The following is a 12,394-nucleotide window of genomic DNA, read 5'->3' as shown; positions in this document are numbered from 1 at the left end:
CCGCAGAACGGTTCATTCTTCATACGCTCCCTTGGTTAACCGGATCTACAGGTGAATTCCTGTCTGCTCCACGAGTGCATGCTGCAGCACCTGATCCATATGGGCTACTGGGACAAATTCCACATCTTCCTTGATGCTGTCCGGAATGTCTCGCAGGTCCCGTTCGTTATCCTTGGGCAATAATATTTTTTTGTAACCGGCGCGATGCGCTGCCAGTGATTTTTCCTTCAAACCGCCGATAGGCAGCACGCGACCACGCAGCGTAATCTCACCCGTCATCGCAATGTCTTTCGACACATGTTTGTTCGTCAATGCAGAAATCAAAGCTGTCGCCATCGTAATTCCTGCAGAAGGTCCATCCTTAGGAATGGCTCCCTCAGGTACATGGATGTGGATATCATTCTTCTCATGGAAGTCAGCCGGAATGCCTAACTGGGCCGCCTTGGACCGGGTATAACTGAATGCTGCCTGAGCAGATTCCTTCATGACATCACCCAGTTTACCAGTCAATGTCAGTTTCCCTGTACCAGGCACAACCGTGACCTCAATAACAAGTGTATCTCCACCTACTTCGGTCCATGCGAGCCCCGTTACGGTACCAATCTGGTCTTCCAGTTCGGCCATGCCGTAACGGAACTTGCCAGGTCCGAGATAGTCCTTGATTTCATCTGGTGTGATAATGATCTGACCTTCCGCACCAGACACGATATTTTTAGCCGCTTTCCGGCATAGTGAAGCCATCTGCTGTTCCAGATTCCGCACGCCAGACTCGCGGGTGTATTCACGAATGACACGGAGCAGGCTGTCATCGCCAATCTCCAGCTGTTCTTCTTCCAGACCATGATCACGCTTCTGCTTCGGCAGCAGATAGTTTTTGGCAATCTGCAGTTTCTCGATCTCCGTATACCCAGGAATATTGAGCATCTCCATCCGATCAAGCAGCGGACGAGGAATGTTGTGCACCGTATTGGCGGTTGTAACGAACATGACGTTGGATAAGTCAAAAGGCAGTTCCACAAAGTGATCGCTAAACGTACTATTCTGTTCAGGATCAAGTACCTCAAGCAGCGCTGCAGATGGATCCCCGCGGAAGTCGGATGCCATTTTGTCGATCTCGTCCAGCAGGAAGACGGGATTAAGCGAGCCTGCCGTTTTCATTCCCTGAATGATACGACCAGGCATGGCACCTACATACGTACGACGGTGTCCACGAATTTCCGCTTCATCCCGCACGCCACCGAGGGAGATTCTCACAAACTCCCGGCCCAGCGATCTTGCGATCGAACGGGCAAGTGACGTTTTCCCTACCCCCGGAGGACCAACCAGACATAGAATTGGCCCTTTAAGCTTTTTGACAAGCTTCTGAACCGCCAAATATTCAAGCACACGCTCTTTTGGTTTTTCCAGACCGTAATGATCGGCATTCAGCACATCTTCGGCTTTTTGAATATCCAGATCATCCTCTGTCATCTCGTTCCAAGGTAGAGCCAGCAGCCAATCCACATAGTTGCGAATGACCCCGCCCTCAGCGGAGCTGGCAGGCATTTTCTCCAGTCGGTCAATCTCTTTCTCGACCTTCTCCTTGACCTTGTCCGGCAGACCAAGCGTCTCCATCTGGTTACGGAGCTCCTCAACCTCACCTGCACGGCCTTCTTTTTCACCCAGTTCTTTTTGAATTGCCTTCATTTGCTCGCGCAAATAATATTCCTTCTGGGTTTTCTCCATCTGCTTCTTCACACGCTGGCTGATTTTGCGTTCAAGCTCCAGCACTTCACGCTCATTATTGAGGATGTCGAGAAGCTTCTCCAGACGTTCGCGAACATCAATGGTCTCCAGAATCTCCTGTTTATCCTTGATTTTCAAGGACAGGTGACTCGTGATCACATCAGCCAGTCGGCCTGGTTCTTCAATATCGGACACAGCGGCAAGTGTCTCGGGTGTTACCTTTTTGGACAGATTAATATAATTTTCGAACTGGTTCAGAACCGTACGCATCAGGGCATCCGTCTCCGGATGGCTGTTCTCTTCTTCAGGCAGTTCCTGTGCCAGCACTTCGTAATATTCCTCGTTGTCCGTATATTCAATGATTTCAGCCCGTTCCAAGCCCTCCACCAGAACACGAATCGTTCCGTTTGGAAGCTTCAGCATTTGTCTGACCTTGGCTACGGTTCCGATTCTGAAAATGTCTTCTTGTGTTGGTTCTTCAATATTTACCTCGGCTTGGGAACATAGGAGAATCAAATGTTCTTCTACCATCGCTTTTTCTAAAGCCTTGACCGATTTCTCCCGGCCCACATCGAGATGCAGTACCATACTCGGGTAGACGAGAAGTCCTCTTAAAGGCAGTAAAGGAAAACGACGACCTTTCGTTTTGCTCGGTCCCATCGCTTTCGCACCTCCAATGGCTCTCAGGTTGTAGTCATTCATTATTCTATCAAATGTTCACATAAAAAACCAATTGAAGGGAAGCGCTTAGCAGCTTCCCGAATCAGTAACCTGTCCCGGACGGGTCAGGTCAGCACGTAAAAATGAAGCAGAGGCTGGAGGAAAAATCTCTGCAGCGGGTGCTGCTGGCTCATCTGCGTGCTTCAATTGCTCCGCCTGCTGAGAATCAGGTACCCAGGCAAATACCTCACGAAAAACATCCTGAACCGTATCTACCGGAATAACGCGTAATCCATCCAGATTCTCAAAAATGGACTGCCAGTTTTCGGCGGGAATAATAACGGTCTTGGCTCCCGCCTGAAAAGCAGCCTCTACTTTGGCGAGCACGCCGCCAATCGGCTTCACCCGGCCATGAATGCTGATCTCCCCAGTCATCGCTGTCTCATGATCAACAGGACGTCCCTGAATGGCAGAGGCTATTGCTGTGGCCATCGCAATTCCTGCTGATGGACCGTCAATTGGTGTACCTCCAGGGAAGTTGATATGCAAGTCATAGTCATTCGGACGAAGTCCCATGGCTTTTAACACGGTGATCACATTTTCAACCGACCCTTTGGCCATGCTTTTTCTCCGGAGTGTACGCGAACCGCCTCCAATCTCTTCCTCATCCACCACGCCTGTAATATTGATTCGGCCCTGGTCTTTGAGTACAGGCACGGCAGACACTTCGATCTCAAGTATGGTGCCCATATTCGGACCGTATACGGCCAAGCCATTAACAAAACCAATCTGTGGCTGCTGAGGCACCTTGCGATCCGGACGCGGCTGGATTTGGCTGCTGCCAGCAACCCACTCGACATCAGAGGCCTGAAGGGTCTCCCTTTTCTCAGTGAGAGCCAATCCGGCAGCAAGCTGAATAATATTCACTGCCTCGCGTCCGTTCGTGGCATATCGCTTGACCACTTCAACGGCATCCGGACAAGGACTGAAGCCGATTTTTTGAACAGCGTCCTCAGCAATTTTCCCAATCTCTTCCGGCAATAATGGTCTGAAATATACTTCCATGCAGCGCGAACGAAGCGCTGGAGGCAGTTCATGAGGCGAACGTGTCGTCGCTCCGACAAGACGGAAATCCGCTGGCAGGCCATTTTGAAAAATATCGTGGATATAAGCAGGAGTATGCGTGTCTTCCGAGTTATAGTACGCACTTTCCAAAAAGACCTTACGATCTTCCAGTACTTTGAGTAATTTATTCATTTGAATGGAATGCAATTCACCGATCTCATCGATAAACAACATGCCCCCATGAGCTTTGGTCACGGCTCCCGGTTTCGGTTGTGGAATTCCCGCAACCCCCATGGCACCTGCTCCCTGATATATCGGATCATGTACTGAACCGATTAAGGGATCGGCAATCCCGCGCTCGTCAAAACGGGCGGTTGTCGCATCCAGCTCGGTAAACTTGGCATCTGGCTTGAACGGTGATGATGGATTTTTTTTGGCTTCCTCCAACACCACCCTGGCTGCTGCTGTCTTCCCAACTCCGGGAGGCCCATAAATGATTACATGCTGTGGATTTGCACTGCACAAGGCAGCCTTGAGAGCACGCAGACCGTCTTTTTGCCCCACGATATCATTGATAGTAGCTGGACGTGTCTTCTCTGCGAGTGGTTTTGTCAGTGAAATAGAACGCAATTTACGCAGCTTCTCCAGCTCTTTGCGAGACTCGCGCTCAACGGCACTACGATTGGTTTTCTGGCCCCGAAGCAGATTCCAGAAATACAAACCAATCACCACACCAAAAAATAACTGTATCAACATGAAGACCATGCCTAAATCACCCATATCTCAACATCCTCCTGTTCTTCTGACTGTTCCCTACGGAATCATACTAATACATGGTAGTATAGCCGTTTCACCAACAGGTAAACGGTCCAGGCAGAATTTATGGAAGTTAAAACACCAAGAGCCCGTCATTGCTGACGGGCTCTTGGTTAAACATATATGAAACGATCAGTGCGAGCGTCCAGGAATTACTCCTGTTGTTTCATAGGTTTCGACGATTTTATCGATTTCCTTTTTCAATTCCTCTACCATGATTTCCTCAGGCACTTTACGGATCATCTTACCGTGACGGAACAAGAGACCTTCTCCGCGGGCACCGGCAATCCCGATATCCGCTTCTTTTGCCTCACCTGGACCATTCACCGCACATCCCAGTACAGACACTTTAATCGGCACCTTGAGTTTGGAGATATACTCTTCCACCTCGTTGGCAATAGAGAAGAGATCAATGTCCAGACGACCGCAGGTCGGGCAAGATATCAATGTGGCTGCATTCGAAATGAGCCCAAAGGTTTTGAGCAGATCGCGTGCAACCTTGATTTCTTCTACCGGGTCTGCGCTGAGCGAGATCCGCATGGTTGAACCAATACCCATCGAGAGCAGAGCACCCATACCTGCAGAGCTCTTAATTGTACCCGAGAACAGTGTACCTGCTTCCGTAATCCCCAAGTGCAACGGATATTTAATGATCTGAGCTGCCTTGGAGTACGCTTCAATCGCCATCGGTACGTCCGATGCTTTCAGTGAAACGATAATATCATGGAAATCGAGTTCTTCCAGAATACCAATGTGATACAATGCACTTTCTACCATAGCATCAGCTGTTGGATATCCGTACTTCTCAAGCAAATGGTTTTCCAGTGAACCGGCGTTAACCCCGATCCGAATGGGAATACCCCGTTCCTTACATGCTTTCACGACTTCTTCCACTTTGGCACGTTTACCGATGTTGCCTGGATTAATCCGGACTTTATCAATGCCGTTCTCAATCGCAAGAAGAGCTAATTTATAGTTAAAGTGAATATCTGCTACAAGCGGAATGTGGATGCGTTTCTTGATTTCTTTAATGGCTGCAGCAGCTTCCTCATTATTTACGGTTACACGTACTATTTGGCATCCTGCTTCTTCCAATCGCAGAATTTCTGCAACGGTAGCCTCAACGTCTGCCGTTTTTGTAGTACACATACTTTGGATAATAACTTCATTACTGCCACCAATCGTTATATTCCCTACTTTTACGGGACGTGTATCTTGTCTTAAATACATGAGTGATTTCTCTCCCCACAACGTCAAAGCTCCACCCTGACAGAGACATGAATTCGCCTTCTGCCAAAGTGGAGAACTGACAAGTCTATATTTCAGAGCTGAGCAGGAATGCTGCCTTTAGTTAGGCACTTTCTTCCTGCTTATCGTCCTTCGATTGGCCAAGTTCAGGCACAACTCTTTTCTCAACGACTTCTTCGGTAATCACACAGTTCGTAACATCTTCACGTGAAGGCACTTCATACATGATTTCAAGCATGATACCCTCAATGATGGCACGCAATCCCCGCGCCCCTGTGTTACGTTTGATTGCTTCTTTTGCAATCGCGAGCAATGCACCTGGTTCAAACACCAGATTCACATTGTCCAGTTCAAGCAATTTTTGATACTGCTTGGTCAGGGCGTTTTTTGGTTCGGAAAGAATCCGTACCAGTGTATCTTCGTCCAGTGGCTCCAAAGTGGAGATGACTGGTAGACGTCCTACAAATTCCGGAATCAGACCGAATTTCAGCAAGTCTTCCGGCAGAACCATACCCAGGTACTCACCCGGTTTGAGGTCTTTTTGTTCCGCAACGGTATTAAAGCCAATGACTTTTTTACCGATCCGGCGTTTGATCATTTGCTCCAGACCATCAAAGGCACCACCACAAATGAACAGGATATTGGTTGTATCAATTTGAATGAATTCCTGATGTGGATGCTTACGTCCACCTTGTGGTGGTACAGAAGCAACCGTTCCTTCCAGGATTTTCAGCAAGGCTTGTTGTACCCCTTCACCCGATACGTCACGTGTAATGGACGGGTTCTCGGATTTGCGGGCTACTTTGTCAATTTCATCGATATAAATGATACCGCGCTCTGCTTTTTCCACATCATAGTCAGCAGCCTGGATCAGCTTGAGCAGAATGTTCTCTACGTCTTCACCGACATAACCAGCTTCAGTCAATGAAGTCGCGTCAGCAATAGCAAAAGGAACATTGAGGATTTTCGCCATCGTTTGTGCAAGCAACGTTTTACCTGAACCTGTAGGTCCGAGTAGCAAAATGTTACTCTTTTGCAGTTCAACGTCCTCAATCTTGCTTTGTGTATTAATCCGTTTGTAGTGATTGTAAACCGCTACAGACAAAGATTTCTTCGCTTGATCCTGTCCAATAACATATTGATCCAGAATATCGCGGATTTCTTTTGGTTTCGGTATATCTTTGAGGTCCAGTTCTTCGTCATGACCGAGCTCTTCCTCAACGATTTCGGTGCAAAGTTCGATACATTCATCACAAATGTATACGCCTGGTCCAGCGACCAGCTTGCGCACCTGTTCTTGAGATTTACCGCAAAAAGAGCATTTCAGTTGCCCTTTCTCATCGTTAAATTTAAACATGAAACCACCCCTTTAGGAATTGATCGGTCTGCTGAGCACCTGGTCAATAATGCCGTACGCTTTGGCTTCTTCCGCACTCATGAAAAAGTCACGGTCCGTATCCCGCTCAATTTTCTCAAGGGGCTGACCTGTACGATCGACGTATATTTGATTCAGTTTCTGACGTGTTTTAATAATCCATTCGGCGTGGATTTTAATATCCGCAGCCTGTCCTTGAACGCCGCCAAGCGGTTGGTGAATCATCACTTCGCTATTGGTCAGCGCATATCGTTTACCAGGCGCACCGGCCGTTAACAACAACGAACCCATGCTTGCTGCCATCCCAACGCAAATGGTCGATACATCCGGCTTGATATACTGCATCGTATCGTATATACCCATCCCTGCGGTGACAGAACCACCAGGTGAATTAATGTACAAGCTGATATCCTTCTCAGGATCGTCGGCTGCCAAAAATAAAAGCTGTGCTATGACAAGATTGGCTACATCGTCATCAATCGCACTGGTTAGAAAAATGATGCGATCCTTCAGCAAACGCGAGTATATATCGTAAGACCGTTCGCCTCGATTGGTTTGTTCCACAACCATTGGCACCAGACTCATGAGACCAACCTCTTTTCTACATGTAATTAGACATAGGCTACCTGTAAAGCAAACCCAAATTCATTCTAACACGTTCCTGTGACAATGTCATTTTTCACAAGTAGTGTCAAGCATAAGTTAGTTTACTTTTTAGCCTGATCATATTTAACCATGTTTTCTATGTATGTGCAAATCGAAGGAATCCTATGCCGTTTAACCTTATTTTATTTGCATAAAGTACATAGGAGCTTGAAGCAGTATATCCCTTCCCACATTATAACCATCCATATTATTACTGAATCATCTATAAAATGGATGCCATAATTTAAAAATAAGGCACGCAATGATTCACGTGCCTTATCCTTTATTCAGCTGCTTGTTGCCTTACAGCTTGTCTTATTTTTCGTCAGATTCTGCAGCAGCTTCTTCAGCTGGAGCTTCAACCGGCTCTACAACTTTGCTGTTCTCAACGAGAACATCGATCGTTTTGCGCAGTTTAACTTCATCGCGAAGGCTGTCGAGGGAACCATTGCTCTCCAGAATGCCACGAATCTCTTCAGCAGGACGCTTGTAGGATTCAGCCATTTTTTCGAGTTCTTGGTTCACTTCTTCATCAGAAACTTCGATGTTTTCCGCTTTACCTACAGCTTCAAGAACCAGGTTGTTGCGAACACGTTTGGAAGCATCGTCTTGCATTTGTCCTCTCAGGTCAGCTTGTGTTTGACCGGAGAAGCTCAGGAACATTTCCAGGTTCATGCCTTGGTTACGCAGGCGGTTGTCAAAATCACGCATCATGTTTTGCACTTCGCTGTCAACCATTGCAGAAGGGATGTCCACTTCAGCATTTTCTGCTACTTTTTCTACTACCGCATTTTCTTGAGCTGCTTTGAACTCATCTGCTTTGCGGGATTCGAGTTGTGTTTTCAGATCAGCTTTGTACTCTTCCAGAGTATCAAATTCGCTGACATCTTTTGCAAACTCATCATCCAGTTCTGGAAGTTGTTTGCGTTTGATTTCGTGTACTTTCACTTTGAATACCGCTTGTTTGCCAGCAAGTTCTGCTGCGTGGTAGCTCTCTGGGAAAGTTACTTCAACGTCTTTGAAGTCGCCTGTGGACAGACCCACAACTTGCTCTTCAAATCCTGGGATGAATGTGTTGGAACCCAGTTCCAAGGAATAACGCTCAGCTTGTCCACCTTCGAATGGTACGCCATCAACGGAACCATCGAAGTCGATAACTGCAACGTCACCGTTTTGTGCAGAACCTTCGTCGATTACAACGAGTTCAGCGTGACGTTGTTGAAGACGCTCAAGCTCTTCAGTCACTTCTGCATCTGTTACTTCGCCTTTAGCTACAGCAACTTCGATTCCTTTGTAGTCACCCAGGGTAACTTCAGGTTTCACCGTTACTTTCGCTTTGAACTTGAATGCTTGTCCTTTAGCGAATTGTTCGATATCTACATCCGGACGATCTACCGGGAAAATATCCGTTTGGTCGATTGCTTCTGTGTAAGCTTCAGGAAGCAAAATGTCGATTGCTTCTTGGTACAAGCTTTCTACACCGAAACGAGCTTCGAAAATTGGACGTGGCACTTTACCTTTACGGAATCCAGGCACGTTCGCTTGTTTTACTACTTTATTAAAAGCTTTGTCGAGTGCTGCAGTTACACGATCTGCACCAACTTCAACTTCAAGAACCCCAAGGTTCTTCTCTATCTTTTCCCAAGTTGCTTTCATTGTATACTTTCCCCTCCAAAATTCACATGTTCACGTAGGCGATCACGTACAAAATAACCATTTTAGTATAAACAAGATTACATTCTTTTTCAAGGGGAATCCCTTGATGCGGTTTGAGGTAAACGTTTCCGGGCCTTATTGGCCCCCCAAACCTGCAGAAACAAACTGCTTCATCGAGCGATATGCCTGCTCCAGACGGAAGCGCATTGCTCCAGTTACAGCATACATTGAACGGGTATCTTCTTCGTCGTGGGAGCCTCCCAGGCTGTCTGCAACGGTCATATGTAATGCTGCTGCCCATATATCTGTCATGGAATCATTATCTTCCAGCATGGAATCGTAGTCTCGTGTTCCATACACCGCCATGACAAACTGGATCCAAAGTTCCTGTGCAAAATAAAAGAGTGTCGGCTCATGAACTTCCGTCTGATCGGCCACTCGCTCGAGAATGCGCACGATCTGAAGCGGAAAATCCTCCGGACGCAGAGGAACCGTATCAATTTCCACTTCAACCTGCTCTTCCCCTCTTGTGAACGTGATGAAGCCCTGCGTACCGCGACGTCGCAAGGTTTGCAACACCCGGAACTGCAGCAATGGATGAAGAGACTTATCGGTTAACCAGCTACTAAGTGCCTCATCGATTTCCGGAAGTTCAAGATAGGCAAGCTGCTCCAAGGCAAGCATCGTTTGTTCGGATAGCGGTTCTTCCATTACTGTGCGAAGCAGCTTATCCGCATATCCTTGGTCCTGTTCCAGCTTGGACCTGGCGTGCTGACGTGCCATATCTTCCTCACTGATTTCCTCTTCTTCTTGTTCATCCGGGGCAATAGAGGAATCTTCGGCGTAATGAGGGAACGCAGCTTCAAGCCACTCCAGCAGAGCCCGCCATTCATCATAATGACGTTCTTCCTGTCCCTGACATTGCAGCAGGAAGCGGAGCAGATTCATGGCTTCCCCATATCGCTCATTTTCCAGCATGACAGTTAATTGAATCTGGTAATAGTCCAGCGTTTTAGGAAACAGAACAATATTGTTACTGTGCTCGTTTTCCGGCGTCGTGGATTCCTTGATAGGAGCACCTCCTCTATATCCTCAATCTCCAGTCGGAATCAACCATAAATAGATGTATATTAAACGAATGTCGATCTATTTTCTGAGTTCTCCTGATATTCTAACATAACCTTAAATATAATGAAAAAAACGTCCCCTACCGCCAAACATCATATACGAATAAGTTATTTAAATAAAACATTTGATATTCATCATTATTTATGATAAAATCATTTTTGCTTGAAAAATTCATGTCTCAGTAGCTCAGCTGGATAGAGCAACGGCCTTCTAAGCCGTCGGTCGGGGGTTCGAATCCCTTCTGGGACGTATTAAGAAAAGCTTCCTTCGGGAAGCTTTTTTGCGTTCTGGGGATGAGAACCCCCATGGTTCGTCGGAGCATCCTCTTCGATAGCACCACTTCGCAGTCTCGACTGGAAGGAGAGTATCCCTTCTGGGACGTATTAAGAAAAGCTTCCTTCGGGAAGCTTTTTTTGCGTTCTGGGGATGAGAACCCCCATGGTTCGTCGGAGCATCTGCCTCGATAGCACTACTTCACAGTCTCGACTGTAAGGAGAGTATCCCTTCTGGGACGTATTAGGAAAAGCTTCCTTCGGGAAGCTTTTCTGCGTTCTTGGGATATGTTCATCCCACTTCGTTGCCCAATGTTGACACCGAATGTTATGCTTGTTGGTATACGTATGTATCAAAGTATACATATTAGAAAAAAATAAATAACAGGAGATTTACCTATGCCATCCTCTTTACATCAACATTCGCCTGATCATGCAGTTGCGGATAACTCTACAGCGTCCGTGAAACTCGGACTTCTCCTTACAGGCATCATCCTGATTGCAGCCACGATGCGATCGCCCATTACAGCGACAGGGCCTATCGTTGATTTAATTCGTGCCGATACAGGGATAAGTCATACCATGGCGGGATTACTCACTTCCCTGCCACTGCTTGCTTTTGCGGCAATTTCCCCCTTTGCTCCGCAGCTGGCAAAAAGATTCGGTTTGGAGGCTGCACTGCTGACCGCTATCATTATTGTAACGTGTGGTATTGCACTGCGTTTTTTGCCGTCTGTCCCTGCACTTTTTGCTGGCACAGCCATCCTGGGATGTGGAATTGCACTGAGTAACGTGTTACTCCCTAGTTTAATCAAACGGGATTTTCCATTACGTGTAGGATTGGTTACTGGCCTGTACTCCGTTTCCATGAATATATGGGGTGCCATTGCCTCTGGAATTAGCGTTCCGGCAGCAGGATTCACCTCCATGGGTTGGCATGCTTCACTTGGAATGTGGGCTGTACTCTCCATCCTGGCTCTTATCCTGTGGCTGCCTCACGTTCGTAACGGACGCCGCGGAGAAGTCTATGTAGCTTCTCGGAATACCGAGAAACCGGTACGACTCATCTCATCTTCACTCGCTTGGTATATCACGCTGTTTATGGGAATACAGTCGTTGATTTTTTATTCGACCATTACCTGGCTGCCCGAAATTTTGTCTACGCAGGGTTTTAACCCATCTTCAGCAGGATTGATGTTGTCCATGATGCAGATGGTCAGCGTTCCAGTGACGTTTGTTATCCCTATTCTTGCTGGACGAATGAAGGATCAACGCGTGCTGACAGCCATCACTTGTACTTGCCTCATTTTGGGGTATGCGTTCCTCTTAAGCGGGATCTCATCACTGGTGACGATCGGAGTGGTTCTCGCCGGTATTGGGGGCGGGGCTTCATTTGGCCTGGTTACGATGTTCTTTGTACTTCGGACTGCAGACGCAAGACAAGCTGCAGGATTATCGGGAATGGCTCAATCGTTCGGGTATATGCTGGCAGCGGGAGGTCCCTTGTTGTTCGGACTAATTCATGACTGGACGCATGGCTGGACCCTTCCACTGCTTTTGCAGGTTGCACTCGCTATCGTATTGCTGATTACAGGAATCATGGCAAGTAAAAATCGATTGATTGGTGATTCAAAATAAAATTTTGATTCGATGTGCAGATCTTTTTGAATTTTGCTCTCCTTGTAATGACTCGGATAAAACACCAGTCACTGTAAGGGGAGTCTTTTATATCAACAAGTATATGTTGTGTTGCCAATCAGAATAAATACTTCAGGTAACCTACAGTTTTAAAAAAATTCCAAAA

The 12,394-nt window shown here is 47.0% G+C and carries 8 protein-coding genes and 1 tRNA gene; 2 read left to right on the top strand and 7 right to left on the bottom strand.

Going from position 1 to position 12,394, the window contains the following annotated elements; all coding sequences use genetic code 11:
• Positions 1-45 precede the first annotated feature (45 nt).
• The 7 genes from lon to GUA98_RS21215 all read right to left on the bottom strand — a co-directional run bounded on the left by lon (position 46) and on the right by GUA98_RS21215 (position 10,168).
• On the bottom strand, positions 46-2,385 hold the full coding sequence (gene lon, locus GUA98_RS21245; protein WP_153979782.1) for an endopeptidase La: 2,340 nt from the start codon (positions 2,383-2,385) through the stop codon (positions 46-48).
• A gap of 87 nt (positions 2,386-2,472) precedes the next feature.
• On the bottom strand, positions 2,473-4,230 hold the full coding sequence (gene lonB / locus GUA98_RS21240) for an ATP-dependent protease LonB (protein WP_153979783.1): 1,758 nt from the start codon (positions 4,228-4,230) through the stop codon (positions 2,473-2,475).
• A 168-nt stretch (positions 4,231-4,398) separates the two neighbouring features.
• Positions 4,399-5,496, bottom strand: a complete 1,098-nt coding sequence (gene ispG / locus GUA98_RS21235; RefSeq protein ID WP_095293293.1) for a flavodoxin-dependent (E)-4-hydroxy-3-methylbut-2-enyl-diphosphate synthase — start codon at positions 5,494-5,496, stop codon at positions 4,399-4,401.
• A 121-nt stretch (positions 5,497-5,617) separates the two neighbouring features.
• A complete protein-coding gene (gene clpX, locus GUA98_RS21230; RefSeq protein WP_095293292.1) occupies positions 5,618-6,871 on the bottom strand; it encodes an ATP-dependent protease ATP-binding subunit ClpX in 1,254 nt (417 codons plus the stop codon).
• A gap of 12 nt (positions 6,872-6,883) precedes the next feature.
• Positions 6,884-7,474, bottom strand: coding sequence for an ATP-dependent Clp endopeptidase proteolytic subunit ClpP (gene clpP / locus GUA98_RS21225; RefSeq protein ID WP_091001992.1), 591 nt, complete (start codon positions 7,472-7,474; stop codon positions 6,884-6,886).
• A 375-nt stretch (positions 7,475-7,849) separates the two neighbouring features.
• Positions 7,850-9,190, bottom strand: coding sequence for a trigger factor (tig, locus tag GUA98_RS21220; RefSeq protein ID WP_127541053.1), 1,341 nt, complete (start codon positions 9,188-9,190; stop codon positions 7,850-7,852).
• A 135-nt stretch (positions 9,191-9,325) separates the two neighbouring features.
• Positions 9,326-10,168 (bottom strand): hypothetical protein, encoded by an 843-nt coding sequence (locus GUA98_RS21215; protein ID WP_153979785.1) that lies wholly within the window; start codon positions 10,166-10,168, stop codon positions 9,326-9,328.
• 325 nt (positions 10,169-10,493) lie between these two features.
• Between GUA98_RS21215 and GUA98_RS21210 the strand changes: the two genes are divergently transcribed.
• Positions 10,494-10,567, top strand: a tRNA-Arg gene (locus GUA98_RS21210).
• A 422-nt stretch (positions 10,568-10,989) separates the two neighbouring features.
• Positions 10,990-12,228, top strand: a complete 1,239-nt coding sequence (locus GUA98_RS21205) for a CynX/NimT family MFS transporter (protein ID WP_193724313.1) — start codon at positions 10,990-10,992, stop codon at positions 12,226-12,228.
• Positions 12,229-12,394 lie beyond the last annotated feature (166 nt).

The organism is Paenibacillus sp. P13VS, assembly GCF_015143645.1.
In the GTDB taxonomy this organism is placed as follows: Bacteria; Bacillota; Bacilli; order Paenibacillales; family Paenibacillaceae; genus Paenibacillus; species Paenibacillus xylanilyticus_A.
Note: the sequence above shows the minus strand (reverse complement) of the source record. Positions and strands in the feature narration are given on the sequence as shown.